Origin of the sequence: Pseudomonas sp. O39 (genome assembly GCF_045447295.1) — a bacterium.
In the GTDB taxonomy this organism is placed as follows: Bacteria; Pseudomonadota; Gammaproteobacteria; order Pseudomonadales; family Pseudomonadaceae; genus Aquipseudomonas; species Aquipseudomonas antarctica_A.
Window position 1 is genome coordinate 22146 of the sequence record NZ_JBJGXV010000002.1, and the last position, 18560, is coordinate 40705.

Annotated in this window: 16 protein-coding genes; 7 read left to right on the forward strand and 9 right to left on the reverse strand. The window is 60.5% G+C overall.

Going from position 1 to position 18560, the window contains the following annotated elements; genetic code table 11:
* Window positions 1–13: 13 nt before the first annotated feature.
* Together ACI77D_RS02530 and speB are read right to left on the reverse strand one after the other, a co-directional pair.
* Entirely contained in the window at window positions 14–436 is a 423-nt protein-coding gene (locus tag ACI77D_RS02530; protein ID WP_407015997.1) for a YybH family protein, read from the reverse strand.
* On the reverse strand, window positions 436–1386 hold the full coding sequence (gene speB, locus ACI77D_RS02535; RefSeq protein WP_064453522.1) for an agmatinase: 951 nt from the start codon (window positions 1384–1386) through the stop codon (window positions 436–438). The genes ACI77D_RS02530 and speB overlap by 1 nt, the downstream gene beginning before the upstream one ends.
* A 211-nt stretch (window positions 1387–1597) precedes the next feature.
* Between speB and ACI77D_RS02540 the strand changes: the two genes are divergently transcribed.
* From ACI77D_RS02540 to ACI77D_RS02570, 7 genes are all read left to right on the forward strand, one after another.
* Window positions 1598–2491 (forward strand): LysR family transcriptional regulator, encoded by an 894-nt coding sequence (locus ACI77D_RS02540; RefSeq protein ID WP_064453521.1) that lies wholly within the window; start codon window positions 1598–1600, stop codon window positions 2489–2491.
* Between the two features lie 5 nt (window positions 2492–2496).
* A complete protein-coding gene (locus tag ACI77D_RS02545; RefSeq protein ID WP_221295359.1) occupies window positions 2497–3102 on the forward strand; it encodes a tRNA-uridine aminocarboxypropyltransferase in 606 nt (201 codons plus the stop codon).
* A 217-nt stretch (window positions 3103–3319) separates the two neighbouring features.
* Window positions 3320–4222, forward strand: coding sequence for a cysteine synthase CysM (gene cysM / locus ACI77D_RS02550; RefSeq protein WP_064453519.1), 903 nt, complete (start codon window positions 3320–3322; stop codon window positions 4220–4222).
* Complete coding sequence (gene rlmD / locus ACI77D_RS02555) at window positions 4222–5574, forward strand: 23S rRNA (uracil(1939)-C(5))-methyltransferase RlmD (RefSeq protein ID WP_064453518.1); 1353 nt, start codon at window positions 4222–4224, stop codon at window positions 5572–5574. The genes cysM and rlmD overlap by 1 nt, the downstream gene beginning before the upstream one ends.
* Window positions 5575–5725: 151 nt before the next feature.
* Entirely contained in the window at window positions 5726–7969 is a 2244-nt protein-coding gene (gene relA / locus ACI77D_RS02560; protein WP_407015998.1) for a GTP diphosphokinase, read from the forward strand.
* Window positions 7970–8130: 161 nt separating this feature from the next.
* Window positions 8131–8964 carry a nucleoside triphosphate pyrophosphohydrolase gene (gene mazG / locus ACI77D_RS02565; RefSeq protein ID WP_407015999.1) on the forward strand — a complete coding sequence of 278 codons (834 nt, stop codon included), beginning with the start codon at window positions 8131–8133 and terminating at the stop codon, window positions 8962–8964.
* Window positions 8965–8989: 25 nt separating this feature from the next.
* Entirely contained in the window at window positions 8990–9535 is a 546-nt protein-coding gene (locus tag ACI77D_RS02570) for a DUF2058 domain-containing protein (RefSeq protein ID WP_064453515.1), read from the forward strand.
* Between the two features lie 102 nt (window positions 9536–9637).
* Here the strand turns inward: ACI77D_RS02570 and ACI77D_RS02575 are convergent, their stop codons facing one another.
* The 7 genes from ACI77D_RS02575 to purM form a co-directional block, all read right to left on the reverse strand.
* Entirely contained in the window at window positions 9638–11758 is a 2121-nt protein-coding gene (locus tag ACI77D_RS02575; protein WP_221295356.1) for a TonB-dependent receptor, read from the reverse strand.
* An 11-nt stretch (window positions 11759–11769) separates the two neighbouring features.
* A complete protein-coding gene (locus tag ACI77D_RS02580; protein ID WP_407016000.1) occupies window positions 11770–12981 on the reverse strand; it encodes an MFS transporter in 1212 nt (403 codons plus the stop codon).
* The gene (locus tag ACI77D_RS02585; protein ID WP_407016001.1) at window positions 12971–14896 is read right to left on the reverse strand and encodes an IucA/IucC family protein; all 1926 of its coding nucleotides are present in this window, start codon (window positions 14894–14896) and stop codon (window positions 12971–12973) included. Before ACI77D_RS02585 ends, ACI77D_RS02580 begins: the two co-directional genes overlap by 11 nt.
* A gap of 382 nt (window positions 14897–15278) precedes the next feature.
* Window positions 15279–15467: a hypothetical protein gene (locus ACI77D_RS02590; protein WP_064453511.1), complete on the reverse strand. Its 189-nt coding sequence runs from the start codon at window positions 15465–15467 to the stop codon at window positions 15279–15281.
* 376 nt (window positions 15468–15843) lie between these two features.
* Window positions 15844–16557, reverse strand: a complete 714-nt coding sequence (locus tag ACI77D_RS02595) for a DUF3108 domain-containing protein (RefSeq protein ID WP_064453510.1) — start codon at window positions 16555–16557, stop codon at window positions 15844–15846.
* An 8-nt stretch (window positions 16558–16565) separates the two neighbouring features.
* A complete protein-coding gene (gene purN / locus ACI77D_RS02600) occupies window positions 16566–17216 on the reverse strand; it encodes a phosphoribosylglycinamide formyltransferase (RefSeq protein ID WP_064453509.1) in 651 nt (216 codons plus the stop codon).
* Window positions 17216–18274, reverse strand: a complete 1059-nt coding sequence (gene purM, locus ACI77D_RS02605) for a phosphoribosylformylglycinamidine cyclo-ligase (RefSeq protein ID WP_064453508.1) — start codon at window positions 18272–18274, stop codon at window positions 17216–17218. Before purM ends, purN begins: the two co-directional genes overlap by 1 nt.
* Window positions 18275–18560 lie beyond the last annotated feature (286 nt).

The following is an 18560-nucleotide window of genomic DNA, read 5'->3' on the forward strand; positions in this document are numbered from 1 at the left end:
CCGATCACATTGGCTAAGGGGGCGGCAGCCCTTCCGGCATAGCGGACAAATGTTCGTGACAGGCCAGCCACAGGCCTTCTTGTTGTTCTGTGCGTCGCCCTTGCCGTGTGAAGACAATGGTCTCGCGCTCCTGGCTAAAAAATTGCTCCCCGTTCATGCGCAGCTCGGTGGCCACGTCATGAATAAATACCGCCACGTCACCCTGCAGGCTGACAAAGGCGTTGCTTGAGGTGCAGGACAGCACCTCAAACCCCTCGTCCCGACGCCAGCTGTCCCACAACACCTGATAGGCATCGCGGCTGAGCAGCGGCTGGGGGAGGGTGTAGAACACAAAACTGGCATCGGCGGTGAACGCGCCGAAATAGGCGGCGCGGTCATTGCGCGCGAAGGCTGACACCAGGTCGGCCGCGGCTTGCAGCACGGCTTGCGTGCTCATCAACGATGCGCCACGCCGGGCAGTACGCAGAGCATCTCGTACAGCAGGTTGGCACCGAGCAGCGAGGTGTTGCCGGTGGTGTCGTAGGGCGGCGAAACTTCTACCAGATCGCAACCAATCAGGTCGAGGCCCTGACAGCCACGGATGATTTCGATCGCCTGGATGGTGGTCAGCCCGCCGATTTCCGGGGTGCCGGTGCCGGGCGCCCAGGCCGGGTCGATGCCGTCGATGTCGAAGCTCAGGTACACCGGGCCGCCGCCGACTTTTTCACGCACTTCGGCCATCAGCGGCGCGAGAGAGTGGTGCCAGCATTCTTCAGCCTGGACCACGCGAAAGCCCTGTTTGCGGCTCCAGTTGAAGTCTTCGGCGGTGTAGCCCTGGGCACGCAGGCCGATCTGCACCACACGGTCGCAATCGAGCAAGCCTTCTTCCACCGCGCGGCGGAAGGTGGTGCCGTGGGCGATTTTCTCGCCGAACATATGGTCGTTGACGTCGGCGTGGGCATCGATGTGCACCAGCCCGACCTTGCCGTGTTTCTTGTGGATCGCCCGCAGGATCGGCAGGGTGATGGTGTGGTCGCCGCCCAGGGTCATCGGGATCACGTTGTGCTCAAGAATCTCATCGTAGGCTTCCTCGATGATGCGCACGGCGTCGAGCAGGTTAAAGGTGTTGATCGCCACGTCGCCAATGTCCGCAACCGACAACGAGTCGAACGGCGCGGCGCCGGTGGCCATGTTGTAGGGGCGGATCATCACCGATTCGGCACGGATCTCACGCGGCCCGAAACGGGTGCCGGCGCGCAGCGAGGTGCCGATGTCCAGCGGCACGCCGACAAAGGCGGCGTCCAGGCCTTTGGCCGTTTGCAGGTGGGGAAGTCGCATCATGGTGGCGATGCCGGCGAAGCGCGGCATTTCGTTGCCGCCCAGTGGTTGGTGGAAAATCTTGTCCACGGGATTGCCTCATCATTGTTTTGTTTATTAGGGGCCGATTCTGCGAAAAGCCCGGGGCAGGAAGAATCGGCAGGCGCAAATACTTAGTTCAGATTTTTCTAAACTAATGCCTGAGGTAAACTCCCCAGTCTGTGCTGGGATTGACCGATCCTTCCTGACGAACGCCGTCCAAATGTGGGATCGCGGCGCATTAGCTGAATCTGGAGAACCCATGGCCAACGCCTTGCCCGACCTGAAACTCCTGCGCATTTTCGTCAGCGTCGTGCGGCACCAGGGGTTCGCCAACGCCCAGCACGAACTCAACCTGTCGACGTCGGCCATCAGCACTTATATGAGTCAGCTGGAGTCAGCGTTAGGGCTGGTGTTGTGCCATCGCGGTCGCGGCGGTTTCAGCCTCACCAGCAAGGGCGAGCTGTTCCATCAGGAAACCTTGCGTCTGCTCGGCGAGCTCGAAGGCTTTGAGCAATATGCTGCCGCGCTCAAAGGCGAGTTGCGCGGCACACTCAAGCTCGGCGTGCTCGACTCCACGGTCAGCGACAAGGCCCTGCCGTTCGCCGAAGTCATTGGCGCCTACAGCCTGGAACACCCGGCCGTGCACCTGCATTTGTCGGTGATGAGCCCATACGAATTGCAACTGGGCGTGCAGGACAACCGGCTGGACTTGGCCATCGGCGCCTTTTCCAACCGCATGAGTGGGTTGATCTACATGCCGCTGTACCGCGAGCAGCATTGGCTGTATTGCAGCACGCGACACCCGTTATTCAACGAACGGCGTATCCCCGAACAAGTGATTACCCAGCAACGCATGGTCGGTCGTGGCTACTGGAGCCAGGCCGAACTGGCGCGTCACGGCTTCAAACACAGCGCGGCGACGGTGGAAAGTATGGAGGCGCAGTTGATTCTGGTGCTGTCCGGCGCCTATATCGGCTACCTGCCCGAACACTACGCCCAGGCCTGGGCCGACAAGGGCGAATTGCGTGTACTGCTGCCGGCGACCTTCGGCTACCAGGCGCCATTCTCGATGATCATGCGCCGGGGGCGTAGCCGCGAACCGCTGATCCAGACCTTCCGCGACCTACTCAAAGCCCAGCTCAACCAGGCCTGAAAATCATGTCCAGACCCCAGTGTTCCCGGTGCCTCAGGCCCATCACCCATTGCCTGTGCCCGCTGATCCCCAGTCTCGACAGCCGCACCCGCGTGTTGCTGTTGCAGCACCCAAGCGAGGTCAACCACGCGCTCAACACCGCGCGGTTGGCGGCGTTGGGGCTGAACAATGCGCAATTGGTGGTTGGCGAGGTATTCGAGGATTTGGCCACATTGTTGAACCCGCCCGGTTATCAGGCGCGCCTGCTGTTTCCCGCTGATGACGCTCAGCCTTTGCAAGTGTATGCACCTGAGGACCCGCCACTGTTGTTGGTGGTGCCCGACGGCACCTGGCGCAAGGCGCGCAAATTGTTGCACCTCAATCCATTGTTGGCTGCATTGCCCCGGGTAACCTTGGCCGAGGGTGGCGTTTCGCGCTATCGGCTGCGCAAGGCACCGGGGCCAGGGGCGTTGTCGACGGTAGAGGCCATTGTGCAGGCATTGCAGGTGTTGGAAGCGCCGACATCCTTTGAGCCTTTGCTCAAGCCATTCGACGCGTTGATCGAGGGGCAAATCGCGGCAATGGGGGATGAGGTGTTTCAGCGAAATCATGGCGATGGACCGTTGGGTTAGCAGGTTCACCGAGGTGCTGCTGTCGCTGGCAAGCCAGCGCCCGCACGGGACCACTGAAGGCCAAATGTGAGAGCGGGCTTGCCCGCGAGAGCGTCCTCCCGATCAACACATCACTCGCTTATTCCTATAAGCCATAAGCACCGCACTTTGCGTGATATGGCCCGCCGGCCTTTCCCGGTATGATGTTCGCCCCCGCAGTCTGGATTGCGAATACGCCATGACCTTGCAGTACCCTACAATCGCCGATTGCGTCGGCAACACGCCCCTGGTCCGCTTGCAACGCATGGCGGGTGAAACCAGCAATACCCTGTTGCTCAAGCTCGAAGGGAACAACCCGGCCGGTTCCGTCAAGGACCGCCCGGCGCTGTCGATGATCGCCCGCGCCGAGCTGCGCGGGCAGATCAAGCCCGGTGACACCCTGATCGAAGCCACCTCGGGTAACACCGGGATCGCCCTGGCCATGGCCGCGGCGATCAAGGGTTACAAGATGGTGCTGATCATGCCCGACAACGGCAGCGCCGAACGCAAGGCGGCGATGACCGCCTATGGTGCGCAGCTGATTCTCGTCACTCAGGAAGAAGGCATGGAAGGCGCGCGCGATCTTGCCGAGCGCATGGCCGCCGAAGGCCGTGGCGTGGTGCTGGACCAGTTTGCAAACGGCGATAACCCCGAGGCGCACTACACCACCACCGGCCCGGAAATCTGGCGCCAGACCCAGGGCACCATCACCCATTTCGTCAGCTCCATGGGCACTACCGGCACCATCATGGGCAACTCGCGCTACCTCAAGGAGCAGAACCCGGCGATCCAGATCGTCGGCCTGCAACCGATGGAAGGCGCATCCATCCCAGGCATCCGCCGTTGGCCCGAAGAGTACCTGCCGAAGATCTACAACGCGACGCGCGTGGACCGCATCATCGACATGGCCCAGCGTGAAGCCGAAGACACTACCCGCCGTCTGGCGCGCGAAGAAGGCATCTTCTGCGGCGTGTCTTCCGGTGGCGCCGTGGCCGGTATGTTGCGCTTGTCCAAAGAAGTGGAAAACGCGGTGATCGTCGCGATCATCTGTGACCGAGGCGACCGTTACCTGTCGACCGGCATCTTCGACGAACCCAACTGATGGCCAAGCACGAGAGAGGCCTGCGCTTCCAACCGACGGGCGGCAGCCGGGCCCCGCAGATTCCGGTGGGCAAGAAGCAACGCCTGACCATCGAGCGCCTGGCCAACGATGGCCGGGGCATTGTGTTCTTTGAAGGCCGTACCTGGTTCGTGAATGGCGCGCTGGCTGGCGAAGAAGTCGAAGCGCGAGTATTGGGCGCCCACGGTAAAGTGGTCGAGGCCCGTACCGAACGCGTTTTCACCGCCAGTCAACTGCGCCGGCCTGCGCCGTGTGCACACGTTGGCCGTTGCGGTGGTTGCAGCGTGCAGCACTTGCCCCACGACGAACAACTCGCCCTGAAACAGCGCATGCTCGCCGAGCAACTGTCCCGCGTGGCCGGTGTCGAACCGCAAGAGTGGGCTGCCCCTTTGAGTGGGCCGGAATTCGGCTACCGCCGCCGCGCCCGCGTCGCGGTGCGTTGGGATGCCAAGGCGAAAAAACTCGAAGTGGGTTTTCGCGCCGTGGCCAGCCAGGACATCGTCGCCATCGACGATTGCCCGGTGCTGGTACAGGCCTTGCAACCGATCATGCAGCGTTTGCCGAATATGTTGCGCCGCCTGAGCAAACCACAGGCGTTGGGGCATGTGGAGTTGTTCAGTGGCTCCTCCATTGCTGTGCTGCTGCGGCACATGGCGCCGCTGTCCGAGGCGGACCTGCTGGTGTTGAAAGAATTTTGCGCTTTCCATGAAGCCCAATTATGGCTGCATGGCGAAGGCCAGCCGGAACCGGTCGAGGCGGATACGGCCCTCGGTTATCGGTTGGCGCAGTGGGGCTTGGAGCTGGCCTATCGGCCCGGCGACTTTGTGCAGGTCAATGCCGGCATCAACGAAGCGATGGTCGCGCAAGCCCTGGAATGGCTGGCGCCACAGCCCGACGATCGGGTGCTGGACCTGTTTTGTGGCCTGGGCAATTTCGCCTTGCCACTGGCGCGCCAGGTGCGCGAAGTGGTCGCGGTAGAAGGCGTGCAGACCATGGTGGACCGGGCGGCGCAGAATGCCGTCAGCAACAATTTGCATAATGTGCAGTTTTTTCAGGCCGATTTGTCCCAGCCTTTGACTGACGCGGAGTGGGCCAAGCAGGGCTTTTCTGCGGTACTCTTGGACCCACCCCGTGATGGTGCCCTGGAGGTTGTGCGCAAGCTCGCCACGCTGGGAGCCAAACGCTTGGTGTATGTGTCCTGCAACCCAGCCACGCTGGCGCGGGACACGGTTGAGTTGGTCAAGCAAGGCTACCGGCTAAAACGTGCCGGGATCCTCGACATGTTTCCACAGACAGCTCATGTCGAGGCCATGGCGTTATTTGAAGCGGGCTAGGATGCCCGTTTAATCCGACTGGCCTGTAGTCTCCTGGGCCGTGACCTGTCAGGGAGTTGTACGTAGCCTAGGGTTGCAAAACTAGGGTTGCGCAGCAGGTCAGCGATGATTTTTGGCGCATTAAAGGTGCGTCGTAGGGAAGGTAAGCAAGATGGTACAGGTGAGAGCACACCAGCCGATCAACACCGACGGCAGTATCAATCTCGAGGCATGGCTGGATCATGCCGTCAGTGTCGACCCGGCACTGGACCGTGAAGCCTTGAAAGCGGCCTGCGAGTTCGCTCGTGAGTCTGAACAGCAAGACAATGCCGCCAAGAACCTGTGGGCGGAGGGCACGTCAAGCTTTCGCACCGGGTTGGAAATCGCCGAAATCCTCGCCGATCTCAAGCTGGACCAGGATTCGCTGATCGCCGCCGTGCTTTATCGCGGCGTACGTGAAGGGCATATTGCGTTGCCGCTGGTCAGCCAGCGTTTCGGCACCGTGGTCGCCAAGTTGATCGACGGCGTGCTGCGCATGGCTGCCATCAGCGCCAGCCTCAGCCCGCGTCAGTCCCTGGTGCTGGGCACCCAGGGCCAGGTCGAGAACCTGCGCAAAATGCTGGTGGCGATGGTCGACGACGTGCGTGTCGCGCTGATCAAGCTGGCCGAACGCACCTGCGCGATCCGTGCGGTGAAGACTGCCGATGACGAAAAGCGCAACCGCGTGGCCCGCGAGGTGTTCGACATCTACGCGCCGCTGGCGCACCGTCTGGGTATCGGCCATATCAAGTGGGAGCTGGAGGACTTGTCCTTCCGCTACCTCGAACCCGATCAATACAAACAGATTGCCACGCTGCTGCACGAGCGGCGGCTCGACCGTGAGCGCTTCATTACCGACGTGATGGGCCAGTTGCGTTCCGAGTTGCAAGCCACCGGCGTCGACGCCGACATCAGCGGCCGTGCCAAACACATCTACTCCATTTGGCGCAAAATGCAGCGCAAGGGCCTGGCGTTCAGCCAGATCTATGACGTGCGCGCGGTACGCGTACTGGTGCCGGAAATGCGCGATTGCTACACCGCGCTGGGTATCGTCCACACGTTGTGGCGGCACATTCCCAAGGAGTTTGACGACTACATCGCCAACCCCAAGGAAAACGGCTATCGCTCGTTGCACACCGCAGTGATCGGTCCCGAGGGCAAGGTGCTGGAAGTGCAGATCCGCACACACGCCATGCACGAGGAGGCCGAGCTGGGGGTTTGCGCGCACTGGCGTTACAAGGGCACCGACGTCAAGGCCGGGTCCAACCAGTACGAAGAGAAAATCTCCTGGCTGCGCCAAGTGCTGGAGTGGCACGAAGAACTCGGCGACATCGGCGGCCTGGCCGAACAGCTGCGGGTGGATATCGAGCCGGACCGGGTCTATATCTTCACCCCCGACGGCCACGCCATCGACTTGCCCAAGGGCGCTACGCCGCTGGACTTCGCCTACCGCGTACACACCGAAATCGGCCACAACTGCCGGGGCGCCAAGATCAATGGGCGCATCGTGCCGCTCAACTACAGCCTGCAGACCGGTGAACAGGTCGAGATCATCACCAGCAAGCACGGCACACCGAGCCGCGACTGGCTGAACCCGAACCTGGGTTACATCACCACGTCGCGGGCCCGGGCAAAAATCGTGCACTGGTTCAAATTGCAGGCGCGCGACCAGAACGTCGCGGCCGGTAAAACCTTGCTCGAACGGGAACTGGCGCGTCTGGGCCTGCCGCAGGTGGACTTCGACAAGTTGGCCGAAAAGGCCAACATGAAGATCGCCGAGGACATGTTCGCGGCACTTGGTGCCGGCGACCTGCGTCTGTCGCAGTTGGTCAACCTGGCCCAGCAGTTGGTCGAGCCGGAGCGCGGCAGCGAGCAACTGGAACTGATTCCCCGCAAAGCCACCGGCTACAAACCGGGCAAGCGCGGCGACATCCAGATCCAGGGCGTGGGCAACCTGATGACACAAATGGCTGGTTGTTGCCAGCCGTTGCCGGGCGACGCCATCGTCGGTTACATCACCCAGGGCCGTGGCGTGAGCATTCACCGCCAGGATTGCGCCTCGGTGCTGCAACTGGGCGGGCGCGAGCCGGAGCGGATCATCCAGGTCAGCTGGGGCCCGGTGCCGGTGCTCACCTACCCGGTGGACATCATCATTCGCGCCTACGACCGTTCCGGGTTGCTGCGTGATGTGTCGCAAGTGCTGCTCAACGAGCGGATCAACGTGCTGGCGGTCAACACCCGCTCGAACAAAGAGGACAACACGGCGTTGATGTCCCTGACGATCGAGATCCCGGGGCTGGATGCGTTGGGGCGGTTGCTGGGGCGGATTTCCCAGTTGCCGAACATCATCGAGACGCGGCGTAATCGCACACCTTGATGCGGTCTGAAAATATCTGTGGACTGCTTTCTGTGGGAGCCGGGCTTGCCCGCGATGCAGGCGACTCGGTCTGTCTGATAGACCGAGTCGAGGCTATCGCAGGCAAGCCAGCTCCCACATTAGATCTTCAGCGGTTCCAGACAATGGGCAGAGATTGACTGATGTATTCACTTGAAGACCTGCTGCACCTGATGAACCGTCTGCGCGACCCCAAATACGGGTGCCCGTGGGACATCAAGCAAACCTACGCGACCATCGTTCCGCACACCTTGGAAGAAGCCTATGAAGTCGCCGACGCCATCGAGCGTGGCGACTTTGATCACCTGCAAGGCGAGTTGGGTGACCTGTTGTTTCAGGTGGTGTATTACAGCCAACTGGCGCGGGAAGACGGGCGCTTTGAATTTGCCGGGGTGATCGACAGCATTACCCGCAAGCTCATCCGCCGCCACCCTCATGTGTTCCCCACCGGGGATCTGTATGCGCCGCTGGATATCCCGCAGTTGAGCGAAGAGCAGGTCAAGGCGCGCTGGGAGCAGATCAAGGCCGAGGAGCGTGCGGAGAAATCCGACGCGCCGGAGCAACTTTCCCTGCTGGACGATGTGCCTGCGGCCTTACCTGCATTGTCCCGTGCTGCCAAATTGCAAAAGCGCGCCAGCCAGGTCGGTTTCGACTGGCCTGCCGCGTTGCCGGTGGTGGACAACGTGCGCGAAGAGCTGGATGAAGTGCTCGAAGCCACGGCTGATAACGATTCGGTGGCGATTGCCGATGAGGTCGGTGACTTGCTGTTTGCTGCAGTCAACCTGGCACGTCACCTCAAGGTTGACCCGGAAACTGCGCTGCGTGGCGCCAATGCCAAGTTCGAACGACGTTTCCGATTTATCGAACAGGCATTGCGCGACACGCACCAATCCATAGAAGATTGCACCCTCGAAGCGTTGGACGCCCTGTGGGGCGAAGCCAAACGTCAGGAAAAGAATCTGTCCAGCTGCGGTTGAGCAGTGGCCTAAGTGAGTAAGCACCATGAGCATTTCCCTTCGCGACCAGTTGCTTAAAGCAGGTCTGGTCAACCAAAAGCAGGCCAAGCAGGTCGGCAAAGAGAAACAGAAGCAGCAGCGCCTGGTCCACAAAGGCCAGGCCGAGGTGGATGACACCCAGGCACGCCTGGCCGCTGAGGCACAGGCCGAGAAGGTCAAGCGTGACCAGGAACTGAACCGTCAGCAGCAGGAAAAAGCCGAAGCCAAGGCCCGCACTGCCCAGGTCAAGCAACTGATCGAGACCTCGCGCCTGCCCAAGTTGACCACCGAGGACTACTACAACTTCGTGGACGACAAGAAGGTCAAGCGCCTGTCGGTCAACACGTTGATGCGCAACAAGCTCAGCAACGGCTCCCTGGCGATCGTGCACCACGGCGGCGGTTATGAGGTCATCCCGCGCGAGGCGGCGTTGAAGATCCAGGAGCGTGCACCCGAGCGCATCGTGCAGCTCAACATCCTCACCGAAAGCCAGGTGCCGGATGAGGATGATCCGTACGCCGCCTACCAGATCCCGGATGATCTGATGTGGTAAGGCTGTAAAAAACATCCCCGTGGTGAAGGGCTTGCCCCTGCCAGAAAACACAAACCCCGCTCAAAAGGCGGGGTTTGTGTTTTAACCAGTAGCGTCAGCCGCTCACCAGTCCACTGCGTAACTCAGGGTGAAGGTACGACCTTCGGCATTCGGGTACGGTGCACGCGCGTTGGCCTGGGCGAACATGTTCTGGTAGTTGCGGTTAGTGAGGTTGTACACCGCACCTTCGAGGCGACCTACCGGCAACCTCACCGAACCCAATAGGTCGGCCAGCGTGTAGCCTTTGATGTCGCGGCCGTTGTTGTCTTTGAACGCGGCGTCATAGTCGGCCAGGCGCATACCTTGCAGGCGCAGGCTGTAGTCACCACGGTCGTAGCCGATAAAGGCGGTGGTCTTTGAGGGAGAGATGCGTGTGGCAGGCAGGTCGATCCATTTACCGTTCTGCTGGGTCTCGCCTTTGGCGTAAGCGTAAGTACCCCCTACCGACCATTGATCGGTGAAGTTGTACGTCAGGCTGGTTTCAACGCCGCGCACACGCTCTTTCTGATTGATCAGGCGCAGTACACGGTCATTGGCGTCATAGAACTGGGTGACATCCGAGGTGTTTTCATACGCCGTGACGCTGGCCAGCCACTTGTCCCAATTGCCGCGCCAGCCCAGCTCGTAGCTGTCGACCTTCAGCGCTTGGGCATTCAGGTTTTGAATGTCGTACTTGCTGTTCACGTCACGCAGGAAACGCTGGATATCCGGCAGGGAAAAGCCCTGGCTGAAGTTGACGAACACGTCTTGGTTTTCGCTCAGGTGATACACCGCACCGAGGTTATAGAGAGTGTCGTCGTATTTGAGCGTGCCACCCGGCAGTATCGCGCGATTGCCGGTCTGGACGATTTCGCCGTAAGCGATGCTGTCGGAAACCTCGCTTTCGATCCACTCGCGGCGTACGCCACCACGCAAGGTCCAGTCATCGATGTCGTAGGACAGTTGCCCAAAGATGGCTTTGGTGGTGGTTGCGATGTCCGGGCCCAATTCGAACGTGGTGCCGGTCTTGGTGTAGTTCAGGCCGTTGACGCGGTATTGGTCGCCGCGCTGGCGTGAGGTTTCATGGTCATAGTCCGCCCCCCAGACCAGATTGCCGGTGGCCGGGCCGATGTCCGGCATTTGCGTATCGATCGCCGCGCGCAGGCCGTAGACATCCTGCACGCTGTTGTTGTCGGATACCCCGGCGCGGCCACGCGACAGGTCCGGGAAGAACAGCGCGTCGGCACGCCGCCAGTAACTTTCGACCTGCAAGCCCTGGCCGTAGAAATCTTTGTCGGCATAGTTAAGGTTGACCGCCTGGTTGTGGGTGAAAGGTTGGTCATCCAGGTCCAGGCCTTTCACCGCGACGGCGGTATTGGTGTTGCGTGGGTCCTTGGTGTAACGGGTGTCTTGTTCGTCTTTGTAGTCTTGCAGTGACAGGCTGATCTTCTTGTCGTCATCCAGCTCGTAGCCGAAGCGACCTTGCAGGTCGTAGGTGTCGGTGTCCATGTTGCTGCCCTGGGACGTGTCCTGGGGAATGCGTTTTCCGTTGCCGTCGAACTGATCGTTGCGTTGTACGTAGTTGCCGGAAAGATACCAGTCCACAGGGCCCTGACGGCCCGTTGCGCTCTGGAATGTTTCGTAGGAGAAACCTTTGTGGCTGAGGTTGTTGCCGGCGGTCATGCCGATTTTGCTGCTGAAGGCGAGGTCTTCACCTTTGTTGCGCTTGGTGATGATGTTGATGATGCCGCCTGACGCACCTGCGCCGTAGACACTGCTGGCGCCGGAAATCACTTCAATGCGTTCGATGCTTTCCGGTGCCACGCTGTTGAGCTGGCGGAAGTTGTCGCGTGTGGCGTTCTGGGACACGCCATCGATCAGGATCAGCGTATTGCGCCCGCGAAGCGTCTGGCCGAAGTTGCTCATGCCACCACTGGAGGGCGCAATGCCCGGCACCAATTGCCCGAGGATATCCGCAACCCGGCGTCCTGCACCTGTCTGCTGGCGGATCTGGTCTTCGCTGATGACCTGCACAGAGCCTGGAATCGCCGCGATACTGGTTTCATTGCGTGTGGCCGAAACCACCGTTGCCTGTAATTGCAGGTTGGTAGGCGCTGCTTGGGTTTCTTCAACTTGATCGGCCCAGGCTGGGCCGCTCATAGATCCGAGCAGGGGCAGCAGGGCTGCCAGTTGCAATTTGTTCATGACCTTGCCTTTCAGTTATTAGAAGTATTGACAGAAAAACCGGATGAATCGGGTGTTCGGGTGAACGAACGGATGGCGCGGATACCCAGGGCAGCCAAGGCATAAGTGAGCGCGACCAGCCAAAAGCTGTGCGCCAAGCCCACCATTCCCATGCCAATGCCGCCCATCAAGGCGCCGCACAGCGCGCCGGCTTTGGCGGCGCTATTGCCCATGCCCAAGGCAAAACCCTGCTGGCTGGGCGCAACGGTATTGGCGATCAACGTGTAGGCGACGGGCAGCAGGGCTCCTTGCCACACGCCCCACAGCAACCGGCTGGCGAGGAAGCCCAGCCATTCGTTGGCCATCGCTGTGAAGGCAAGCGTCAAGGCGCAGGACCACGTGACCCATTCGATAATGCGCAGTGTGTGTGCAGGTTGATGTCGGTCAAACAGCCGCCCCCAAAGCGGGGCGGACAGTGCCAGCGTGAGTGCGCTGGCGGCATAGCTGGCGCCGATCAACCAGGCGGGCGCCTGTAAAATATCGGCGACGTACAAGGCGTAAAACGGCTGAGGCATCATCTTGGCAGCCTGAATCAATACGATGATCCCCAGCATTGCGCCGAGCCAGCCTTTGGGCAGTGCGGCGGGTGTGGACGTGCGCGCTGGCCGCGAGCGCGGTGCATCACTGGGCAGGAACACGCTGATCACCGCACAGGCCAGGCAGACGGCGGTGGCGCTGTAGCACAGCAGTGCGAAGCCCGAGACATCCATCAGCCAGCCGCCCAACACCGGCCCAGCCAGTGACCCCACCGCGGTTGCCGATTGCAGTCGCGCCAGAATGTGCCCGCGCCCACCATCACCGCAGCAGGCCAGTGCGTAGGCTTGGGCCGCTGCGATAAAGCCGGCCAGCGCGCCTTGCGCCACTCTGATCGCCACCAGCAGCCACGGATCGAAGGTGATAGCGGCCAGCGCCTGGCACGCCGCCAACGCCAGCAGCGCCCGAATGATCATCGGCTTGTGGCCGGTACGGTCACCCAGGCGCCCCCACATTGGCGTCAGGATCATCGCTGCCATCATCGGCCCGGCATACACCAGCGAAGACAGCAGGCCGGTGTATTGGGCATTGGCCACGCCGAGCAGCTTCTGGATCTGCAAGGGCCAGAAGGGGCCGCTCATTTCCATGGCCCCCATCGACACCAGCTGAATCACCACCAGCAGCCGCAGGGCGGTGTGGTTAGCTGCCATTGGCGGCGGCACTCAACGGGTTGGGCAGCCGCCCGACGATATCGGCATGGCTTTCCAGCAGGCGCATGCGCATGAACGACTTGGCCGGCCAGTCCTGTTCCAGCAGGGCTTCGCGCTCGGTTGCCCAACGCTGTGGTTCGACCTGGCTGCGCACGTCGTCGAAACACTGGCTGACGTGGGCCGACAGTTCATTCCACAGCAACGCCTGGGGGATATCGAAGTGGCGGGCACTGAGCAATACCAGTTCGCCCAGGTGGCACATGAATACGGTGTGCAGCAGCTTGTCACGTACAAAGCCCGCGTCGTCGTACAGCGTCATCTTGGGGTCGTGCAGTTCGATATCCAAACCATGGGCGTGCAAGGTCTTGCGGTCGATTCGAATATCACCGAAGTCACGCAACAACAGGCGGCTCAATTGGCCGTCTGCGGCCATGACCATGAACGAGTTCTGCTGGTGGGCCTCGAAGGCAACGCCATAGCGCAGGTACATGCCCAACAGTGCCGGTACGGCGATCGCGGCATAGTCGCGAAAGAACGCGAGCATGGCATCGGCGTCGTCCAGGCCTTTACTCAGGCGTACCCATTGCCTCAGCAGCGGCTGGCCGTGCTGGTCGATGGCAAACAGGCTGCCTACCGGCACGGCCATTTCGCCCGGTTGGAGCAGGCTCTGCGGGTTGTCGCGGTAGAGAACGGCCAGGTGGCGGGAGTGCTCATCATTGGCCGGTTGGGGTTTGAAATGCACGCCGATCCGCTCGGGGACGATGCTGAGAATTCGCTGAATTGCGGGCTCGCGCTCAAGGATCGTCAGCAGCAAATGGCTGATCCGCGGGCCCATGCGCGCCGAGCGTGGTGAAACAGTTCGTTGCACACTGGTCAGGCGCAGTGAGACCGGGAGTTTGACCATCGGCGCGTCGCAGCTGCCTTCAGGCAGCACGGTCCTGAACGACATGGTCGGGTGGGCGGTAAACGCGACGATATCGGTCAGCACCAGCAGCTTGTCACCGATTTCGTTGGCGAACAGTTGCGGTAGCTCCTGGCGTGCCTGCCAAGGGTGAGCAGGCAGCGGCAGATAGTCAGCCGCCTCAAGCCCCTGCGCTGCAAGCGCTACGGTCAATTGCCTGGCAGCCTGTGGAAAATGCTGCTGCCAAAACTGCCAGTAATCTGCGCTATCGGCCAATACTTCGACATGCGCGTATTGGCGGTGGAGCGCGCAAAGGAATACCGGGAAGCGTGCTTCGAACTCCGGTGAGAAATCGATGACCTGGTCGGTAGCCAAGCCCAACTTGGTCTTGTAGTTGGGGTGCCATGGGTGGCCCAGCGTGCCCCATTGTTCAAGCACGGACGTAGCGTTGGTGACGCTCGCATCATTCTTGAGGTGGCTCAGCAGATTGTTCTGATGTGCCGGGTCCATTGCTGCGTGCAGCTTGAGTGTCCACTGCTCGTGAAAGGCGAGGCACAGCGTGTCGTTGACAAAGCTGTCATCGATTTCGCTGTTGAGACGGCTCAAGACGTTCAGATCGGCCGATGATTCGAGGCTGTTGTTAAGCAGCGTCAGTAATTGCGACGGGAATTGAATTTTCTGCTCGGTCTGGTCGTTACGTAGCAGTGTGACCTGGCCACGCAGGTCCCAGCTGCCCATGCGGCCGGGCCTCAGGTAATCGAAGCGCAGGTGGGTTTGGTCAGGCAGTGCCAGCCAGCAGTGGCCGAGTTCGTCATAGCTGCGAGTGTTGGGGGCCAGCAGGCCTTCACGAAACAGTGCCTGGATCAAGCGTTGGAAACTGCGTTCGGCGGCGGGCGCCAGCGTGTTGATCAGGGAATCAAGGGTGAGGTGATTGGCCAGGAATTGCGGCGTGGCCAGTGCTTCACTCCAGCGCTCAAGCAGTGATTTTTCCGGCGTGCTGTTGTGTCCATGCATCAAGTCGAATTCCTTATCCGCGGTCCTGGGTGAAAGGCGCGCGAATGGTATCGAGAACTATTACCAAATGTCTATTTGTTGTTACGCTTTTTGCACAAACGTTTATTCAAGCAAGGTGGAAGGCGGGGTTTGCGCGTGAGTAAGGTGATCAGTCAGGCGCGGTGAGATGGCCTGGAGGCGTCTAGAACAGGCGAGTTCTGGGGGTTTGGAATGGCCTGTAGTAAACGCGCTGGTGCTTTGTAGGATGTGTCTGCTTTTGTACGAGCGCTGAGGCGCAGGGGAAGTCGCTGCTTATGAAACGCAAGAAACCCGCCAGGTGGGCGGGTTTTCTGTGTAGGCGGCCCGGCTGCGTGGGGCCGGGCGTCTACGCGATATCAGAGTTTCAGGAGCTTTGTGCCTGGCGTTTCATCTCAAGAGTTTCGAGCTCGTTTTTATAATTGTGGGCTTCGCTCTCGTCGTGGAACATGCCGACCAGTTGGTCTTGTTGATGTACATCCCAGATGTGAATCCCATGGCCCAGTGCTTCATGAGACATGTGTGCATCGTCGCGTTCAGTTACTTTTACAGTCATCTGCTTGCTCCAATCTCTGGTTGATCTGCGGCAAGTCGTCGCAGGCCTCTTTTATATGTTTTGTTAGCTTGCTAAGTAAACTGATTTTGCGCGCAACAATTCTTTGCAGGAAACGCAATATTCCCGCAGGCCGCGTAAACCGCGGCATTGCGTCGCAGGGTGCTGAGTTTTATGACAAAAGTTTCATGTTTCAGATGGCTTTCAAGCTTAGGTCGGCCGTGCTGACGTCATCGCAGGCAAGCCAGTTCCCACCGTTGAAATTCATTCCAATGTGGGCGCTGGCTTGCCTGCGATAGCGGTAGAGCGTCCAGCACAAAACCTGCAGACGAAAAAAAGCCCCGCATTCAGCGAGGCTCTTTTCCAGCTCATCAGCCTATCAGCTACCTTTGACAGCCTTGCCGTCAACGGTGCCGTCCAGCAGCATGATGTTGTATTCCTTACCGTCGGTTTCTACCTGACGCAGGGCAACCAGGATGCCGCCCCAGTCCTTGGCAAACCACATCTGGGTGATGCGCTTGCTCTGCGACGGGTCGCGCACGCGCTCAACCTTGATCGCGTCAATGGCGCCGGCTTTGGTCTGGACCTTTTCAGGGCCGATTACGCGGAAGTCGTAGGTGTCGACGTCGGTGCCCTCGACTACGCGGTAGCTCATGCTTTTCTTGCCGGCGGCCACGTCACGCTGCAGGGCAAGCTGGTAGGTCGACTTGTCGAGCATGCCACTTTCGAGGGTGACGTTGACCGGGTCCTTGTTTTCGAAGCCGGTGACCTTGTTGGTCGCGTGGTCGAAATCCAGGTTGATTTTTTTCGCCTTGCCCAGACCGCCGCGCTCGAAGGTGTAGCTCTTCGGTTGCAGGGTGTCCTTGTCCAAACTGATCACGCTGGTCTCGGTAAGGCTGGCAATCATCATGGACGCCTTGAAATTCAAGGTCCACGAGCCGTTGTCATTCTTGGTCAGGCTGCGTTCGGCCGAACCACTCATGGGCAACTGTTTCCAGTCGGCGGTGTAGCTGGCGGAGAACGGGTGAAGGTCTGCTGCTTGCACGGCGGGCAAGGCGAACAGCGCAAAAGCGAAGAGCAAGGCGCGACGCATAAAATCTCCTAGGTTCGAATCAAGTGGCCGCTGGCCGCGAGTAACTGACCGTCCAATAATGCACCCTGTTCGCCGAGAATCAATCGTCCCTCGGCAAACCAGCGAACAGCCAGCGGGTAAATCCTGTGTTCCTGGGTGTGAACCCGTTGCGCAAGTGTCTGCGCTGAGTCTGCAGACTCTACCGGAACCACTGCCTGTACGACCAGAGGCCCGCCATCGAGTTCCTCGGTCACAAAGTGCACGCTGCAGCCGTGCTCGCTGTCGCCAGCGTCAAGCGCGCGCTGATGCGTGTGCATGCCTTTGTACTTGGGTAGCAGGGAAGGGTGGATATTGAGGAGGCGCCCTTCGTAGTGCCGCACGAAGTCAGCGCTGAGGATGCGCATGAAACCGGCGAGGACCACGAGTTTGGGGTTGAAGGCGTCGATCAGTTCGATCAAGGCGCTGTCGAAGGCCTCACGGCCTTCGAAAGCCTTGTGATCCAGAGAGCGGGTTTCGATACCAGCGTCCCGGGCGCGTTGCAGGCCGTATGCGTCGCCGCGGTTGGAAATCACCGCAGCGATGCGCACCGGGCTGTCGCCGGTGCGCGTGCTGTCGATCAAGGCCTGCAAGTTACTGCCGGTGCCGGAAAGCAGCACCACGACATCACAGGTTGCAGGCATCAGTGCGCCTTAAGGTTCTTCAGTTCAACCTGGGCCGCGCCTTCCGGAGCGGTGGCGATCTGGCCGATGACCCAAGGCTGCTCGCCTGCTTCACGCAGAACGTCCAGCGCCGTTTCAACGTGCTCTTGGGCCACGCAGATGACCATGCCCACGCCGCAGTTCAGCACGCGGTGCATTTCGGTTTCGTTGACGTTGCCTTTCTCTTGCAGCCAGTCGAATACCGCAGGACGCTGCCAGCTGGCCACGTCGACAATCGCCTGGGCGCCTTTTGGCAGTACGCGCGGGATGTTGTCTAGCAGGCCGCCACCGGTGATGTGGGCCATGGCTTTAACGGCACCGGTTTCCTTGATCAGCTTGAGCAGCGGCTTCACGTAGATACGGGTTGGGGCCATCAGCAGGTCGGTCAGCGGCTTGCCGTCGAGCTGGGTGTTCTCGATGTCGGCACCGGACACTTCGATGATCTTGCGGATCAGCGAGTAGCCGTTGGAGTGCGGGCCGGAGGACGGCAGAGCCAGCAGGGCGTCGCCGGCAGCGACTTTGGAGCCGTCGATGATCTCGGCTTTTTCGACAACACCAACGCAGAAGCCGGCCAGGTCGTAGTCTTCGCCTTCGTACATGCCTGGCATTTCAGCGGTTTCGCCGCCCACCAGCGAGCAACCCGACAGTTCGCAGCCAGCGCCGATACCCGTCACCACTTGTGCCGCGGTGTCCACGTTCAGCTTGCCGGTGGCGTAGTAGTCGAGGAAGAACAGCGGCTCTGCGCCACACACCACCAGGTCGTTGACGCACATGGCAACCAGGTCGATGCCGATGGTGTCGTGCTTGTTCAGGTTCAGTGCCAGGCGCAGCTTGGTGCCCACACCGTCAGTGCCGGAGACCAATACGGGCTGCTTGTAGCCGGCCGGGATTTCGCAGAGGGCGCCAAAACCGCCCAGGCCGCCCATGACTTCGGGGCGCGCAGTGCGCTTGGCGACGCTCTTGATGCGTTCGACCAATGCTTCACCGGCGTCGATGTCTACACCGGCGTCCTTGTAGCTCAGGGAGGGTTGCTTGCTCATGATCCAGGCCTTTAGGGGGGATTCAGGGGTAACGACCGAGCGGGCAGGGGCTTTGGGTAAAAGGCCTTGCCGTTGACGGTCTGCGAAGGCGCGCGATTTTATCAGGCTTGAGGGGCAGCGGCCATCCTCGGGCCGACGGGCAGGGGCATATGGTGTTAAAAAAATGCTAATCGGGCCTGTTATGGGGTGTATTAAGGTATAGCCTTTAACCCGCTATCGTTATGACAGTACAAAAACTGCCAAGGCCCTGTGAATGTTTTACCGGTCGCTGTGGTCACAGCCTTGC

What these genes read in the sequence shown, in the direction of transcription:
- ACI77D_RS02530 (WP_407015997.1), bottom strand. Translation starts at nt 436, where the DNA reads ATGAGCACGCAAGCCGTGCTGCAAGCCGCGGCCGACCTGGTGTCAGCC.
- ACI77D_RS02540 (WP_064453521.1), top strand. Translation starts at nt 1,598, where the DNA reads ATGGCCAACGCCTTGCCCGACCTGAAACTCCTGCGCATTTTCGTCAGC.
- ACI77D_RS02545 (WP_221295359.1), top strand. Translation starts at nt 2,497, where the DNA reads ATGTCCAGACCCCAGTGTTCCCGGTGCCTCAGGCCCATCACCCATTGC.
- cysM (WP_064453519.1), top strand. Translation starts at nt 3,320, where the DNA reads ATGACCTTGCAGTACCCTACAATCGCCGATTGCGTCGGCAACACGCCC.
- rlmD (WP_064453518.1), top strand. Translation starts at nt 4,222, where the DNA reads ATGGCCAAGCACGAGAGAGGCCTGCGCTTCCAACCGACGGGCGGCAGC.
- relA (WP_407015998.1), top strand. Translation starts at nt 5,726, where the DNA reads ATGGTACAGGTGAGAGCACACCAGCCGATCAACACCGACGGCAGTATC.
- mazG (WP_407015999.1), top strand. Translation starts at nt 8,131, where the DNA reads ATGTATTCACTTGAAGACCTGCTGCACCTGATGAACCGTCTGCGCGAC.
- ACI77D_RS02570 (WP_064453515.1), top strand. Translation starts at nt 8,990, where the DNA reads ATGAGCATTTCCCTTCGCGACCAGTTGCTTAAAGCAGGTCTGGTCAAC.
- ACI77D_RS02575 (WP_221295356.1), bottom strand. Translation starts at nt 11,758, where the DNA reads ATGAACAAATTGCAACTGGCAGCCCTGCTGCCCCTGCTCGGATCTATG.
- ACI77D_RS02580 (WP_407016000.1), bottom strand. Translation starts at nt 12,981, where the DNA reads ATGGCAGCTAACCACACCGCCCTGCGGCTGCTGGTGGTGATTCAGCTG.
- ACI77D_RS02585 (WP_407016001.1), bottom strand. Translation starts at nt 14,896, where the DNA reads ATGCATGGACACAACAGCACGCCGGAAAAATCACTGCTTGAGCGCTGG.
- ACI77D_RS02590 (WP_064453511.1), bottom strand. Translation starts at nt 15,467, where the DNA reads ATGACTGTAAAAGTAACTGAACGCGACGATGCACACATGTCTCATGAA.
- ACI77D_RS02595 (WP_064453510.1), bottom strand. Translation starts at nt 16,557, where the DNA reads ATGCGTCGCGCCTTGCTCTTCGCTTTTGCGCTGTTCGCCTTGCCCGCC.
- purN (WP_064453509.1), bottom strand. Translation starts at nt 17,216, where the DNA reads ATGCCTGCAACCTGTGATGTCGTGGTGCTGCTTTCCGGCACCGGCAGT.
- purM (WP_064453508.1), bottom strand. Translation starts at nt 18,274, where the DNA reads ATGAGCAAGCAACCCTCCCTGAGCTACAAGGACGCCGGTGTAGACATC.